16 protein-coding genes and 1 tRNA gene are annotated in these 14,805 nt (G+C 61.6%); 7 read left to right on the top strand and 10 right to left on the bottom strand.

Annotated features, from left to right (window positions below; translation table 11 throughout):
- Window positions 1–78 precede the first annotated feature (78 nt).
- The 6 genes from J7U39_RS18865 to J7U39_RS18840 form a co-directional block, all read right to left on the bottom strand.
- Window positions 79–273: a hypothetical protein gene (locus J7U39_RS18865; RefSeq protein ID WP_003544544.1), complete on the bottom strand. Its 195-nt coding sequence runs from the start codon at window positions 271–273 to the stop codon at window positions 79–81.
- Between the two features lie 521 nt (window positions 274–794).
- Window positions 795–3,722, bottom strand: a complete 2,928-nt coding sequence (locus tag J7U39_RS18860) for an aminotransferase (protein WP_210629563.1) — start codon at window positions 3,720–3,722, stop codon at window positions 795–797.
- A 119-nt stretch (window positions 3,723–3,841) separates the two neighbouring features.
- Window positions 3,842–4,726 (bottom strand): formyltetrahydrofolate deformylase, encoded by an 885-nt coding sequence (purU, locus tag J7U39_RS18855; RefSeq protein WP_210629562.1) that lies wholly within the window; start codon window positions 4,724–4,726, stop codon window positions 3,842–3,844.
- 312 nt (window positions 4,727–5,038) lie between these two features.
- Window positions 5,039–6,055 (bottom strand): acyltransferase, encoded by a 1,017-nt coding sequence (locus tag J7U39_RS18850; protein ID WP_210629561.1) that lies wholly within the window; start codon window positions 6,053–6,055, stop codon window positions 5,039–5,041.
- Window positions 6,056–6,109: 54 nt separating this feature from the next.
- The gene (locus tag J7U39_RS18845) at window positions 6,110–7,390 is read right to left on the bottom strand and encodes a hypothetical protein (RefSeq protein ID WP_210629560.1); all 1,281 of its coding nucleotides are present in this window, start codon (window positions 7,388–7,390) and stop codon (window positions 6,110–6,112) included.
- A gap of 2 nt (window positions 7,391–7,392) precedes the next feature.
- The gene (locus J7U39_RS18840) at window positions 7,393–8,442 is read right to left on the bottom strand and encodes a glycoside hydrolase family 5 protein (RefSeq protein WP_210629559.1); all 1,050 of its coding nucleotides are present in this window, start codon (window positions 8,440–8,442) and stop codon (window positions 7,393–7,395) included.
- Between the two features lie 135 nt (window positions 8,443–8,577).
- On the opposite strand from J7U39_RS18840, the gene J7U39_RS18835 reads away from it, so the two are divergent.
- The 3 genes from J7U39_RS18835 to J7U39_RS18825 all read left to right on the top strand — a co-directional run bounded on the left by J7U39_RS18835 (window position 8,578) and on the right by J7U39_RS18825 (window position 11,083).
- Window positions 8,578–10,215: a GumC family protein gene (locus tag J7U39_RS18835; protein ID WP_210629558.1), complete on the top strand. Its 1,638-nt coding sequence runs from the start codon at window positions 8,578–8,580 to the stop codon at window positions 10,213–10,215.
- Between the two features lie 61 nt (window positions 10,216–10,276).
- Entirely contained in the window at window positions 10,277–10,609 is a 333-nt protein-coding gene (locus J7U39_RS18830) for a hypothetical protein (protein WP_210629557.1), read from the top strand.
- 183 nt (window positions 10,610–10,792) lie between these two features.
- Entirely contained in the window at window positions 10,793–11,083 is a 291-nt protein-coding gene (locus J7U39_RS18825; RefSeq protein ID WP_210629556.1) for a DUF982 domain-containing protein, read from the top strand.
- Window positions 11,084–11,212: 129 nt separating this feature from the next.
- On the opposite strand, the gene J7U39_RS18820 is transcribed toward J7U39_RS18825, so the two are convergent.
- A tRNA-Leu gene (locus J7U39_RS18820) sits at window positions 11,213–11,297 on the bottom strand.
- A 169-nt stretch (window positions 11,298–11,466) separates the two neighbouring features.
- Between J7U39_RS18820 and J7U39_RS18815 the strand changes: the two genes are divergently transcribed.
- Window positions 11,467–11,880 (top strand): BA14K family protein, encoded by a 414-nt coding sequence (locus J7U39_RS18815; RefSeq protein ID WP_210629555.1) that lies wholly within the window; start codon window positions 11,467–11,469, stop codon window positions 11,878–11,880.
- A gap of 10 nt (window positions 11,881–11,890) precedes the next feature.
- Here the strand turns inward: J7U39_RS18815 and J7U39_RS18810 are convergent, their stop codons facing one another.
- On the bottom strand, window positions 11,891–12,184 hold the full coding sequence (locus J7U39_RS18810) for a SelT/SelW/SelH family protein (protein ID WP_210629554.1): 294 nt from the start codon (window positions 12,182–12,184) through the stop codon (window positions 11,891–11,893).
- Window positions 12,185–12,309: 125 nt separating this feature from the next.
- Between J7U39_RS18810 and J7U39_RS18805 the strand changes: the two genes are divergently transcribed.
- The 3 genes from J7U39_RS18805 (at window position 12,310) to J7U39_RS18795 (ending at window position 14,139) form a co-directional block, all read left to right on the top strand.
- Window positions 12,310–13,047, top strand: coding sequence for a type 1 glutamine amidotransferase (locus J7U39_RS18805; protein WP_210629553.1), 738 nt, complete (start codon window positions 12,310–12,312; stop codon window positions 13,045–13,047).
- 11 nt (window positions 13,048–13,058) lie between these two features.
- The gene (locus J7U39_RS18800; protein WP_210629552.1) at window positions 13,059–13,616 is read left to right on the top strand and encodes a sugar O-acetyltransferase; all 558 of its coding nucleotides are present in this window, start codon (window positions 13,059–13,061) and stop codon (window positions 13,614–13,616) included.
- Between the two features lie 70 nt (window positions 13,617–13,686).
- A complete protein-coding gene (locus J7U39_RS18795; RefSeq protein ID WP_210629551.1) occupies window positions 13,687–14,139 on the top strand; it encodes a GFA family protein in 453 nt (150 codons plus the stop codon).
- 3 nt (window positions 14,140–14,142) lie between these two features.
- On the opposite strand, the gene J7U39_RS18790 is transcribed toward J7U39_RS18795, so the two are convergent.
- On the bottom strand, window positions 14,143–14,442 hold the full coding sequence (locus J7U39_RS18790; RefSeq protein ID WP_210629550.1) for a CcdB family protein: 300 nt from the start codon (window positions 14,440–14,442) through the stop codon (window positions 14,143–14,145).
- A gap of 87 nt (window positions 14,443–14,529) precedes the next feature.
- Complete coding sequence (locus J7U39_RS18785; RefSeq protein WP_210629549.1) at window positions 14,530–14,760, bottom strand: type II toxin-antitoxin system CcdA family antitoxin; 231 nt, start codon at window positions 14,758–14,760, stop codon at window positions 14,530–14,532.
- Window positions 14,761–14,805 lie beyond the last annotated feature (45 nt).

The following is a 14,805-nucleotide window of genomic DNA, read 5'->3' as shown; positions in this document are numbered from 1 at the left end:
TCAAAAAACAAGACCGGCCCTTTTGGCAGGACCGGTCACATCAGAAGAGCCGCGAAAGTCGGTAACGGCCGCATGCCGTCAGGCATGAAGCGGCTTCGGATGACGGCGGGTCATCAGGTCGTGGATGGCCAGCCGCACCTCGTCGGGCGAACCGAACCGCTGCTCGTCGAGGTCGTGGACATGGAATTTCACGGCGATGAACTTCAGCCGATCTTCGTCGGGGATAACGATGCCGACGGGAACGCCTGCATATTCGATAACTTGCTTCTTCATAGATAGAACTCCTGCCGCGCGGGCATGCGCAGCCATGGCGAATTGACTTGTCTGGTACCGTTAAAAGGAGGACGAATGTCACATTCGACAGTTCGGGCGGGAGAGGGCGCCCGGACGGTCATTGCCAAGCACAGATCGCCCAAGGAGAGTGGCGAGAATTTCGATGTCTGTCATGTCTCGTTCCTTTCGTTGGCGTTGCGCTCGATGGTCCCGGAAGAGCCCGGGGCCGGTGATGGCTGCGTTCAATATCTACTAACTTAGTAGAGATTATCCGACAGCCTGTCGGAAACATATTCCGAAACGTGTCAAAATATCGACGATCCGAAAAAATTCATTCCATCCTGGCCCGAACTTACAGAAAGAAACATATCAGCTCTTCGTAAAATTCGCATGACAGAATCGAAACTCGTTCGATCGCCGCAGCAGAAATAGGAAGTCTGTCTGATTCCGGCAATGGGCCTTGTCGTTAAAAATCGAGATGCCTCGAAATGACCGATTTGGTTAACGCCCGAAAGCATGGATCACCAGCCTTCCTGGAGCACCTTTTCCAGCATGTCTGCGAAGAAATCCGCGCTTTCGAGACTGAGGCAGAGCGGCGGTTTGATCTTCAGCACATTTTGGTGATCGCCGGTTGGCTGCATGATGATGCCGAGGTCGAGAAGCCGGTCGCAGATCGCTGCCGTCTCTTCCGTCGCCGGCTCCAGCGTCGTTCTGTCGCGGACGAATTCCAGGCCGAGATAGAGGCCCATCCCATGGACGGCGCCGGCGATCGCGTGCCGGTCGATCAGCGCGGCAAGCCGCGCCTTCAGATGATCGCCGACCGTGCGGGCATTTTCCTGCAGCTTCTCCTCAGCCATGATATCGAGCACCGTCATGCCGGCGACGCAGCTGACCGGGCTGCCGCCGGTGGAGGAGAAGAAAGGTCCCTCCTTCTCCAGCGACTGCGCAATCTCCCGTCTGGTGATGACGGCGCCGAGCGGGTGGCCATTGCCCATGCCCTTGGCGATGGTGATGATATCGGGCACGACCCCCTGCTGCTCGAAGCCCCAGAAATAATGGCCGAGCCGGCCGTAACCGACCTGCACCTCATCGGCGATGCAGAGCCCGCCGCGGGCGCGCACCTCGGTATAGATCTCCTTCAGATACCCTTCCGGCAACGGAATGCCGCCGGCATTGCCGTAGACCGATTCGCAGATGAAGCCGGCGAGGCCCTGGCCGCCGGCGTCGATCGTCGCGAGCGTCGGCTTGACGGCGGCCAGATAGCTCGCCGCTGTGTCGGGTCCGCGAAACGCGCCGCGATAGGTATTCGGCGAAACGGCCGCATGCACCCAATCCGGTCGGGTGGTCAGCGCCAGCGGATTGTCGGCGATCGACGTGGAGACGGCATCGCTCGCCGCCGACCAGCCATGATAGGCTTCGAGCAGGCAGAGCATGTTGCGGGCGCCGCTATGGGCCTGCGCCAGCCGAATCGCCAGATCGTTCGCCTCAGAGCCGCTGTTGACGAGGAAGACCGCGTCGAGGCCCTCCGGCGCGAGCGCCGCGAGACGTTCGGAAAACTCCGCAATCGCCGCATAGTGGAAGCGTGAATTCGTATTGAGCCGCAGCCATTGGGCACTGATTGCCGCCGCCAGCCTGGGATGCCCGTGGCCGAGGATCGTGACATTGTTGACCATGTCGAGATAGGCGCGGCCCTCGACATCGAACAGATATTCCCTCCAGCCGCGCTCGATCTGCGGCGGCGCGGCATAATAGTTCTTCTGCGCACTTGCGAGATAGGTCTGCCGCTTGGCGAGCAGTTCTCCGGTCTCCGGTTGCGGCGCATCCGCTCCCGGGCAGAGAAGGGATGAAGGCGAAGGGCAGAGCACCGACCAGGCCGCCGCCTCGCGCGGCATGGCAAAGAGCGGGGGTTCAAGACCCGCGATGCTGCAGAGTTGGAGGCGCAGGCCGCCAAGTGACGACACTTCACCGAAAACAGAACCAAGCGGATCGCCAGCGGCAAGCACGGCGCCATTCTCGACCAAAGGGTCGAGTCCGTCGAGATGCAGGGTCGTGCTGTCGTCCGTCAGTGTCAGATGCTGGTCCTTCCAGCCGATACGGCCGGCAAAGGGCGCTGCGACCGCACTTCCTGCGGCAAGGCAGATGTCGACATGCAGGGCGAAGGTCGCCTGTGCCCTCGCGTTTCCAAGGGCAGCGCGGGAAAGCCGATATTCACCATAGCGCGTCGCCGCCGTGCCGTTTTCGCTTGCGGCCCGGGCAAGCAGCCGCCAGTCCATATCGGCGCTCAGCCAGTTGCCGGCGGAAAAATGCGCGCTCCGCACGCCAAGGTCGACATAGGCGATCGTGACGGGATCGATATCGGGCAGCAAGGGCAGCCATGCCGATGGCGGCGGAGCGGCGACATCCGCGCCGGCCGCCTTGAGGATCGCAGCTTCCATGAGTTCGAACGGAACCGACATCACCGTATCGAAGATCGCCCGCTCGCGGTCGAGATTGCCACGGACATAATCATTATCGGGATCGATCGACATCTGCTGTTCGCTGCTGGCAACGAGGATGACCGCGCGCGCGACGATCAGCGGCCAGAGCGCCTTCAGCTCCTCGTCGCTCAGCGGATAGATCGCCTGATAGGCGGTGACGGCGGGCAGGATGTGAAAGGGATCGCCATTCGCCTGATGCAGCAGCGAAGCGCAGGTGACGGCGAGGTCGCCGACCAGCCAGCCGCGGATGATGTCGCCGAAATCGATCACCCCGTCGGGGATCGTGTGGCCATGGGCGTCGCGATGGCCGACGACATTGTCGCCGGTGACGTCGTGATGGACCGCCTGGAGCCGAAGCGACGGCGCCAGGGGCTGGATGCGGCGAACGGCCGTCACCATGGTTTTGGCAATCCGGTCACGGGCAGCGCTGTCGGTGATGGCGGACAGCAGCTGTACGGCGACAGGCCCGGCGCGTCGCAAATCCCACTGCAGGCTGCGGTCGAGGCCGGGATGGTCGAAATCGGCAAGCGCCTGCGCCAGCCTCGCGCAGAGCGCGCCAAGCGCCGCGACGGAAGCCGGCGCCAGATATCTCATCTCCGTCAGTCCCTGGCCTTCCAGATATTCCAGCAACCGGACCTGATAGCCCCGCCCGCGCACGGTAAGGACGATAATTTCCCGCCCATCATTCGTGGCGATCACCTTCGGAACGCGTGGCGCGTCCTGCTGGCGCTTGAGATGATGGAGCGCGGCATTTTGCGCCTCGAGCTCGCGGGCCTCGTAGGCGGCATGGCAGATCTTCAGGACGTATCGCCCACGATCGCTGTCGACGCGGTAGTTCCGATCCTGCTGGCTGCCGAGTTCGGCGAGCGTGCCGGACAGGCTGTAATGGGCAAGAAGGATCTCTTCCGCGTCAGCAACGGTGACGTCGGGACGCGGCAGCGTCATGCGATCCACAAGCGCCTCGTCGGTCATGACACCCCTCCCGCAGCATGATTCGATTACCCCTTAAGCGCGATAATCAAATACTTGCCGCTGGCAGGCAACGGGAGATTGTTGTCTGCCGGCAAAAGAGATGCGCGGCCTCGGCCGACTCACCCCATGCGTTCGGAGGCGTAGCTTCCGGGGCTGGCCGGGAAGACGACGGTGCGGTTGCCGTTGATGAAGGTGCGATGATGGATATGGGCGTGGATAGCGCGGGCCAGCACCTGGCTTTCGACGTCGCGGCCGATCGAGACATAGTCGTCGGGCGACTGCGCATGGGTGATGCGGGCGGTGTCCTGCTCGATGATCGGGCCTTCGTCGAGATCGGCGGTGACGTAATGGGCGGTGGCGCCGATCAGCTTGACGCCGCGCTGATAGGCCTGCTTGTAAGGGTTGGCGCCCTTGAAGCTCGGCAGGAAGGAATGGTGGATGTTGATGATCCTGCCCGACATCTGCTTGCAAAGCTGATCGGAGAGGACCTGCATGTAGCGGGCGAGCACGATCAGCTCGGTGCCGGTCTGCTCGACGAGATCGACGAGCTGGGCCTCGGCCTGCGGCTTGTTCTCCTTCGTCACCTTGATGTGGTGGAAGGGGATGTCGTGGTTGACGACGACCTTCTGGTAATCGAAATGGTTGGAGACGACGCCGACGATGTCGATCGGCAGCGCCCCGATCTTCCAGCGGTAGAGCAGGTCGTTGAGACAATGGCCGAAACGCGACACCATCAGCAGCACCTTCATGCGGCTCTCGCTGTCGTGGAAGTCGTAATCCATCTCGAAGGGCGCGGCGACGGCGGCAAAATCGGCGCTGATGGCGGAGCCCGACAGTCCCTCTTCCGAAATGAAGCTGACGCGCATGAAGAACCTGCCGGTATCGAGGTCGTCGAACTGGCTGGAGTCGATGATGTTGCAGCCTTTGTCGGCCAGATAGCTCGAAATCGCCGCAACGATGCCGCGCGTCGATTTGCAGGATACCGTCAATACATAGCTTCTCATGTCTCTCCCTCTTCCCTCTTGGAGGCCGCAGCCCGTGCTTAAATCAAAGCCCGTGCCGCGAATAGGCCGGCGCACTTTCATTCATGCGACAAATTGCAAGATAAACCATCACGTTCCAGCAAGTTCTCTCATGGCCGTATCGGCTTAGGAGAAGTCGCTCAACGCCGCACCGCCAGCGCCGTCCGGATGTGTATTCTCGCCTTCAGTGGATGAAATTAAAGCATGTCGCTGAAAGCTGATGAGCAATATGCGACATCGAGAGGCGGGAAACCAAGCATGTGAAGGGCGGAAATTGAATCCGAAGGTTCACATCTAGGCCGGCGGCCTGCCTGCCACGGCCACCTTCCGGCGCGGCGTGGTGATTTCATGGACGATTGCGCCGCCGATTGACGAAAGCACCAGCGCCAGGATCACGAAGAGCACCGGTTGCTGCAGGATGCCGATCGGCAGGCGGTCCGAAGCCACCCTCAGGAAAGCGAGGGTGAAGGCGTGGGTGATATAGATGCTGTAGGAGCAGTCGCCGAGATAGTTCAGCCATCCCAGAACCGGCAGACGGGAAAAGTCGATGGAAACAGCGCCGTAGAGGATGAAGATCGCCGGGATGCCCCAGGCGTAGAACCGGCTCTCCGGCGGCATCAGCGCTTCGTTGACGACGAGGAACACAAAACCCGTGGCCAGTGCCGCCCATGCCCAGCGGTTCGGCAGAAGCACCTTCTGCCGGTAAAGCCAGCCGAGCACGACGCCGGCAAGAAATTCCAGCATGATCGGCTCGCCGTAGAACCGGGTGGCCGTTGATTCCGGAAGCAGCCGGCAGGCAATCAGGATGACGGCAAAGACGGCAAACATCACCGGAATCCGGCGGGTTTCCGAGAGCGGCAGCAGCAGTGCAAACACGAAATAGAAGAACATTTCGTAATTCAGCGTCCAGCCCGGCACGACAACGGGGGTGATCGTGCCGGGATCGGCGGCATTGGCCCATGGCAGGAACAGCAGCGAGGCAATGAGATGCGGAAGGTCGAACACCGTGGATTTGAGCAGTGAGGGGGCAGCAAGCGCCACGACAGCCGAAAACAAGGTTGCCAGCCAGTAGAGCGGGACGATCCTCCTGATGCGGCGGCGGGCGAAATCGATGGGGCGGATCGCCCGCCCGCTCGTCGTCAGCCACATCACGAAGCCGCTGAGCACGAAGAAGATGTCGACGCCGGTTTCGCCATAAAGAAAAGCCGTGGCGTCGACGGCGGGATTGACCTTGGCCAGCTGCAATATTGCATGGAAATAAACGACCATCAGCGCCGCAACCGCGCGCAGATATTGAAGCTGGACAAGCATCTGATGTCTTGCTCCTCGAGCTCGCGGACGCCGGTTTCCACCGTGCCGCTGCGGTCAACTCAGTACATCTGCCGCACGACCCTGCCGGATGCGCGGGCTGTCGTGGAAGCGCATATATCCGACGACGAACCACAAGAGGCCGGCAATCTTCATCGAGAAAACGGCGGTGCCCCCGATCATCATATTCAGAAAAATGAAAAGAGAAAGTGAATGGGCGCAACGCCGCTGCGCCGCCGTACGGCCGGCAGGGAACAGGCAGACGAACAGCCAGAGGGCGACGACGCCGAAGATCGTCGCCGCGTAGATCAGATAGACGTAGCCGCTGTCGGCGAACTCGGCGACCCTGTCGACCGAAAGCCCGAGAACGGCGAGCGGATCGAGCTCCATGATCTTCTTCATCGTCAGGTTGATGCGGCCGGTGAAATTGTCACCCGTCGCATTCGGTTTGAGGGTATAGACGATGAAGCCCGCGGCGACGATCAGCGGCATCAGCGCCAGATTGAGATTCCGCGGGATCTTCGGAAAGACGAAATAGCCGACGATGCAGGCAAAACAGAAGATCAGCATTGTGCGCGTGTCGTTCGTCACCAGGATCAGCACCGCCGTGCTGATGAAGAGCAGCCGGTCCCAGCGCCCCAGTCTTTCCCACATGGAAATCAGGTAGATCGCGATCACGCCGCAAAAATTGGCAAGCGACACCTGTTCGAGGAAGATCGACGACGAGCGATGGTCGATGATGCCGAAGGAAAATCGCTCGGGAAAGCCCAGCGCGTTCTGGAACAGGCCTGTCGTGTTGTAGCTCAGCGGCAGCAGCCCGCGCGTATTGGCGAAATAATCGGACGGATGCACGATGCTGACATAGAAGGGCACGCTGACGATCTCGAAGATCAGGAAGATCAGCACCGTAAGGCTTGCCCAGCGGAAGGCCAGCTTCATCGTTCTCTCGTTGCTCCAGCCGCCGAGGCCGGTAAAGCAGAAGATGATCAGCACGTTGCGGAAATGATCGACGAACGGCATGCGATTGAGCACGCTGACATAGATGGTCACGACAAGCGTGAACAGCAGGAACAGGAAGGCCGGCAGATCCGTCTCGTAGATCCCCTTATGAAGGATGTAGATGATTGCGCTTGCCAGAATCAGGCCTTCGCTGGCGGCGACATGCGTCATCGACAGCGGCATGATGTTGTGGTTGATGAAGGCGAGAATGCCGTTATAGAGCATCGAAAGCAGGCCGAGCCAGAGCACTGGATGGTCGATGCGCGACGTCCCCCCGGCCGCCTCGATGCGGTTGCCCGCCACGGTGAAAGTCGCTGCCTTCTGATCGACTGTCGCCACGGTCAGTTCCCCGCAGGCTTGACGGCGGTGCAGGCGCCGGCGTCCGCTTTCGCCGACGCGGCGAGAAGCCGCATCTGCGGTCGCTCGGGGCCCTTGCCCGGCTGAACGTTGAAAGGTTCGTCCGCCGGCCACCATTCGCCCGCCGCCCAATAGGACCAGCCGAGCCAGACATCGCTATTGTCGGACATGGTCGCGTAGATCTTGGTCAGGCCGCTCATGCAGTCCTTATCGGCGGAGCCGCCGAATTCGCCGAGAAAGCCGCGTTTATGGTTCCGCTTCAGCCAGGCGGTGACGCCGGCGATGGCCTCGACCGCGGTGGCGGCGCCTTCGCAGGTGGCATGGGTTCCCGACGAATCGACGTCGAGATATTGGTGGACCTCGTAAGCGTAGAAATCGAGCGGATCGCGCACGCCGAGCATCACCGTAGCGTTGGCGCCGCCGATCACATCCTCCTCCCAGCTGTGAGCGCCGCTCCAGGCGGTGCCTGGCACGAGGATAAGGTTGCGAGCGCCGACGGCGCGGATGGCGCGGATCGCCGCGTTGGCGGCATCGAGCCAGTCGGTGGCCTTGATGTCGTGCGGCTCGTTCATCAGGCCGAAGAGAACGCCGTCCTGATTGGCGAATTCGACCGCGAGCCTTGCCCAGAAGTCGGCGAATGCGGCGTCCGTCGCCGGCGGGGTGCCGATCTGCGCCTTATCGTAATAGCCGAAATTATGCGGGTCGAGCAGAACGGCCATGCCCTGCTTTCGGATCAGGCCGACCGTATCCTTGATCCGCTTGAATTCGTCCTCGTCCAGCCGCCCGCCTAGCGCCGGCTGCAGCCGCTCCCAGCGGAAGGGCAGCCGAATGATCGTCATGCCCTTCTTGGCGAAATAGCGGATCGTCTGCTCGCTCGGATAGATGTAGTTCGTGCCGTAGATGGCGCCGCGCTCGCTATATTCGCCGCCGGAAAGATTGATGCCGCGATAACACGGCGCGCCGGCCGCAAAGACCGGCGACGGCATGAGGGCGGCCGCAAGCAGCAGCGCCACCAGATGGCGTGTCGTCCTCATGGCTATCCTCGCAATCACGGCAACTCGCAACATCGACGTCGCTGCGCCTATCTTAACGGTCCGTTAGCTAAGAATTTCTAAAGTCTCGGCACCTCGGCTTCAGTCTTTCACGCTGGGCGGGACACGAGTGCGCGTATGAGCCAGTATGACAGGAACAGGGTAAGCCGGCTGCCCGGCTGGCGGAGTTACGAGCCGTCTCCGACTGCGTCGGAAGGCGTGCGCCCGCGCAGTCCCGTCGTTCGTCCCGATGATTTCGCCCGTCCCGAGCCCGAGCCAGCCCCTCCGCCTTTCGTGCCGCCCTCGGCACGGGTTGCAGAAATCCGTCGATCCGAGCAGCCGCCGCCCGCTGCAGTCGAACCGCCTGCGGCCATGGAACCGCCTGCGGCCCCAGAGAGGCCTGCGGCCAATGTGCCGCTGCAGAGCACAGCCGCCCCGCTTCTCGATCTCCGCTCCAGCATCGCGGCGATCTGGAGCCGCCGGCTGGTGGTATTTGTGCTGGCCCTTGTCGGAGCCGTTGGGGGTGGCGCGGTGGCGCCGCTGATCGGCCAGAAATTCACAGCCGTCAGCAGCCTTTATTTCGATCCGCGTCAGATCGGCCTGGCCGAGGCCGGCGCGCAATCTTCGGGCCCATCGCCGGAAATGATCTCGGCGCTGATCGACAGCCAGGTGCAGATTCTGACCTCGGGCAACGTGCTGCGCCGCGTCGTCGAGGCGATGAAGCTCGACCAGGATCCGGAATTCAACGGCGGCAGGACGGATGGCGCGGCCGTGATCGGCGCCCTGCAGAAGGCGCTTGTTATTACCCGCCAGACCGGCACCTATGTCGTTTCGCTCGCCGCGACGACCAACGATCCCGAGAAATCGGCACGGCTTGCCAACCAGGTGGTCACCTCCTTTACCGAGGAGGAAAACAGCGCCTCGAACGGCCTCTACGAAAACACCTCCTCGACGCTGGACGGACGCCTTGCCGACCTGCGCCAGAAGGTGCTGGAGGCCGAGCAGGCGGTCGAAACCTTCCGGGCCGACAACGACATGGCCGCGACCGAAGGCAACCTGATCTCCGACCAGCGCCTCGTCTCGCTGAACACGCTCTTGGTGACGGCGCAGGAAAAGACCATCCAGGCGAAGGCCCGCGCCGATGCCGTCGCCAATCTGCGCGTCGAAGACATCGTTGCCGGCAACCAGGCGGAGGGCGGCGTCACCTCGCCGCTCGTCAGCCTGCGTCAGCAATATGCTGCCCAGGCCGCCGCCGTCGGCAGCCTCGAAAGCCAGATGGGCACGCGTCATCCGCGCCTGCAGGCGGCGCGCTCCTCGCTGCAGAGCATAGCAGGCGAAATCAGGGGCGAATTGCAGCGCCTCGCCACCTCGGCAAAGGGCGAATATGAGCAGGCCAAGGCCGCTGAGGACAGCATTGCCAAGGAGCTTGCCGTTCAGAAGGCGCTGCAGGCAACCGTCTCCGACAAGCAGGTGGAACTGAACGAGTTGCAGCGCAAGGCGACGGCGGCGCGCGATATCTACGAAACGGTGCTCAAGCGCTCCAGCCAGACGAGCGAGGAGCAGAACCTCAGCCAGAGCAACATCCGCGTCATCTCGCCGGCTGAGCCGCCGGTCAAGGCCGACGGCCCGGGCAAGAAGATCCTGATGGTCGCCGGCATCATCGGCGGCTTGCTGGCCGGGTTCTTCGTCGGCGCCGCCTTTGCCATTCTCGCCGGTCTCTTCGGCCACCCCGTCATCAGAGGTTATTTCAGGAAATCGCCCGCCGCGGCGGCTTGATGCGCGCCGTCGGTTTTCCTACATGGAGCAGAAGCGCTTTGTCGCCGGCAGGAGAATTCCCATGCGGCTGTTGATGATGCTTCTGATATCGCTCGGCGTCCTGTCCAGCCTCGCCCCGGCGTCAGCCCTCGCTGTCGATTGGACGAAATCCGTGGATTCGGCTGTTCAACCCCTCTACCCTTACAAGGGCCTTCCCGGCGTCAAGGCGCAGCCGGACAAGAAGGAAGAGGAATCCTATAATTGCCGCACCGAGACCGTCCAGCTTCGCCGCCGTTATGACGATATCTTCCGCTCTGGCGGCATGCCGACGCTGATGTATGTCTGCGAGCGCGACGGCTTCGTCACCATGGGCGGAAAGGTTCCGCTCCGCGGCCATTACCAGCCGGTGCGGTAAGGCCAATCGCCTTTCTCGGAGAAGACATGCAGCTCGGCCGGTTTGTCCCCGAGCCCCGAAAGATTTCATCTCTTGCCGAGATCATTCACGAACCGCTGCTCGATCGGGCAACGAACGTGCCTCCGCTCCCCGGCACGCTTCTTGCATCATTACTAATATTCTAACCTTTTGGGAGAAAGTGTCATGCAATGGAACGCATCGGCGAATTTTGCGCCTCTTGTCCTCTTTCTTGGCGGCCGGCGAAGGGTCGTCAAGACGCTCCGAGACGCAGCCGAAGTTCTGATAATAGATTGGCCGTTCGACGATGGAGAGGAATATGTCGCGGCCGTAAAGGCTTGCGACGATGCCATCGCCGGGGAGGCCGGCTTGGAGGAATTGAGGGAATTGCTTCTTCGCGCCGCCAGGGAAGCCGGCATTACGGCTTTGTCGGTCATATCGGAGAGCGGGAAGACGACCCCCCATATGGCGGCGTGACAGGGCTTCAACCTGCACCGCTCCTCGAACCGGTATCCAGACAAGCACGTGGATGGCCTCTGTCAACAGAGCCAAACGCGTAATTTTGGAAAGATTTGATATTTGATCTTGGCAGCGATCAAAAGGAAATGGTGCCCAGAAGAGGACTCGAACCTCCACGCCTCGCGGCACAGGTACCTGAAACCTGCGCGTCTACCAATTCCGCCATCTGGGCGACGGAGAGCGATGTAAGGGGGCGGCTCATGACTGTCAACTGGGTTTTTGAAGTTTTCCTGACAGTTGGCAAAAAACTGCGTCTCGCATCGGGAGGAGTGCGGGCCCGGCCGGCATAGCGCTGTCGCCGGCGCGCCCTATATAAAGAGAATATCGAAAGGAAATGCGTCATGCCCGCTCCTCGCACGCTTCTGCTCGCCAGCCTCTTGGCCGTTCTGTCGCCCGCAATGGCAGCCGCCGATTCGCTGAATGTGGGTAGGCCTGGCCTCGGCTCGGTCAACACGGGATCGACGCTCTGCGATTTTCGTGGCTGCTTCGGCTTCGGGCCGCAGCAATGGCATCGCCCCGCGTATGTTCAGCCAAATTACCGTCCGAGGGGCGCGGGGCCGACCTATTACCTGCCGGGCGCGGCGGGGCGGCCGCAGCTCACCTATGATCCGCCGCCGGTGCCCCGTGTGCAGCCGAAGCAGGTGAATAAGCACATCGCCTGGTGCACCAATGAATACCGTTCTTATAATCCGCGGACGGATCACTTCCTCACCTATGAAGGCGTCTACAGGGTCTGCCGCTCGCCCTATCGCTGAGCGAGCTTGATCAGCTTTCGTGCGACACGCGGTCGACATGGCCGAGATCGCGGCCGGGCTCGATGATGTCGCGGACGCGTTGCTTGAGCTCCTTCGGCCCGGGAAAGCCGCCGTCGCGCTTACGCTCCCAGAGGAGATCCCCATTGATGCGGATTTCGAAATTGCCGCCGGTGCCCGGGATCAGCGCCACCTCGCCGAGACTGTCGGAAAAGGTGCTCAACAGCTCCTGCGCCATCCAGGCGGCGCGCAGCAGCCAGTTGCACTGGGTGCAGTAGAGGATCGAGACGCGGGCTTTTTCGGTCATGGCGTTTTCCTTTCGTTTGGCGTGATTTAAGCCCTTGCGGCGTGCGGACGCAATCGCACATGCGCAAGCATCTTGCGCGCCGTTCTTCGGCATGGTCTCTTCCTGCCGACCACCGGGGAGAACCTATGCGAGTCGCAGTCGTCGAAAATATGCGCAACACCGGCCTCGGCGCGCTTGCCACGGCGCTCGACGAGGCGGGTGCTGAGATCGAGTGGTTCCGGGTCTGGCGGGATGGCATCCTGCCGAAAGACATATCCGGTCATGACGCGCTGGTCGTTCTCGGCGGCGAGCAAAGCGCGCTGGATGACGAGACGCATCCCTATCTGCCGGAGCTCGCCCGGCTCGCGCGCCGTTTCGGCGATGCCGGCAAGGCCGTGCTCGGCATCTGCCTCGGCAGCCAGATTCTTGCGCGCGCCTATGGCGCCGACAACCATCTCGGAACCGCCCGCGAATTCGGCTGGCACAGCATCGACGTCACCGATGAAGGCCGGGCCGATCCGCTGCTCTCGGCGCTTGGCGGCGAATTCACCATCTTCGAGTGGCATGCCGACACCTTTTCCCTGCCTGCAGGCGCCGTTCGTCTCGCGACAAGCGCTGTCGCCGAAAATCAGGCCTTCCGCATCGGCCGCGCCGTCTACGGCACCCAATTTCATTTCGAGGCCGATAGAATGGTTGTCGAGCAGTGGAAGGCGGAATTCCCTGACACGATAGAACGCATCGCGCCCGGCTGGCTGGAAAGCTATGCCGAGCTGACTGCGCGGCATGCTGGTGACGCCGATGCCGCTGGCCTTGCCATCGCCCGTGCCTGGGTCGGGCAGATCGAACAGCAAGAGGTCGAGATGCTGTCGCAGGTCCCGGCTTGAAGGGCAATGCGATGACACTAAGCGAACGCGAGAAGATGGCGGCGGGTGAGTGGTATTGCTGCCTTGACGATGAGCTCGATCACCTGCGCCGGCAGGCGCGGCTCGCCGTCCACGCCCACAATACGCTGCCGCCGGACGAGCGCGGCCCCGCTGCCCCCGCCCTCAGCGCGCTTTTTGCACGGGCCGCCTCCGATATCTTTATCGAAGCGCCGTTTCACTGCTCCTATGGCATCAATATCGTTCTCGGCGAGCGCGTCTATGTCAATGCCGGCTGCACCATCCTCGATTCCGGCAGCGTGACGATCGGCGATCGCACCATGTTCGGCCCCGGCGTGCAGATCTATTGCGCCGAGCATCACAATGACCCTGCGCTTCGCGGCGCGGGGATCGAGATCGCCCGGCCGGTCGCAATCGGCAGCGACGTCTGGATCGGCGGCGGCGCCATCATTCTCGGTGGCGTGACGATTGGCGATGGCTCGATCGTCGGTGCTGGTGCCGTGGTGACGAAGGATGTGCCGACGGGCGCAACGGTGGTTGGCAATCCCGCGCGTCCGATAAACCGCGTTTGAGATACGCGTCTAGGACTCTCGACAATGACGCCGCCTCCGCTAGATCAGGGGACGGAAGGGGAGAGATATCATGACATCACCGAATTTGCCCATGGAAGGCGGCTGCCGTTGCGGCCGGGTGCGCTTGAAGATCAGCGCTCCGCCGCTGCTCACCATGGCCTGCCATTGCACGGGCTGCCAGAAGATGACGGCGAGCGCCTACTCGCTGAGTGCTGCCATCCCCAGCGAGGGCTTCGAGGTTACCAAGGGCGCGCCTGTTATCGGCGGGCTGCACGGCGCCACCAAGCATTATTTCTGCCCGCATTGCATGAGCTGGATGTTCACCCGGCCGGAAGGCATGGACTGGTTCGTCAATCTGCGCGTCACCATGCTCGACGACCCGAGCTGGTTCACGCCCTTCATCGAGACATGGACGAGCGAGAAGCTGTCGTTTGCCGAGACAGGAGCGGTGTATAGTTACGAAGCGCTACCCGAGATGGACGCCTATGAGGGGTTGGTGAAGGAGTATATGAGCAGGGGATAAGGCTCAGAAGCCTTGGAAGAGAAAGTCCATGGCGCCGATGATGGCATCGCTTTTGCCCGATAGATCTGTGACGGCTTCTCCAATTTCCGATGTCGGGACAGACGCCATGCGCTGGGTGGCCATCACGTATGGTTCATTCTCAATGAGAAAGCGTGGGTTCAGTCGCGAGATCGTCCAAGTCAATTCCTGGACTGGATGCAAAGGAACCATGACTCTTGAAGGCAGATCGTCAAGCAGATTGGCTTGAAGGTCGACGGCAAGGACATTCCCACTTTTCAGGCGATAGACGTGAAAGCGTGCCATGGAGCAATTCCAGGAAAAGTGTGAAGCGGGTTTTCCGTCAGGAATTGCGTAATACAAGACTGCGCTTCAATGAAAAACTGAACCGCTCTAAAACTGACGGTACTTGGCGAGCGGCAGGCCGTGTTTTTCGACATATTCGTTTTCGAGCCGGATCGCCTCGGCGTTCTCGATCCGCCACAGCCGCTCGCGTTCCGCCTTTATCGCTTTCGCGATACCTTCTTCCGCCGCCCTGGATATGTTGATCTTGAGCTCGCGGGCCTGGGAAACGAGGCCTTCATCAAGTGAAAGATTCGCTGCTTTTCTCGCCTGATGACCCATAACGATCTCCTCGTCTTATGCGCAAATCATATGCGCATAAGACGT

This window comes from Rhizobium sp. NLR16a (genome assembly GCF_017948245.1).
GTDB lineage: Bacteria > Pseudomonadota > Alphaproteobacteria > Rhizobiales > Rhizobiaceae > Rhizobium.
The sequence above is the reverse complement of the archived record's forward strand: the minus strand, read 5'-3'. Positions and strand labels throughout refer to the sequence as shown.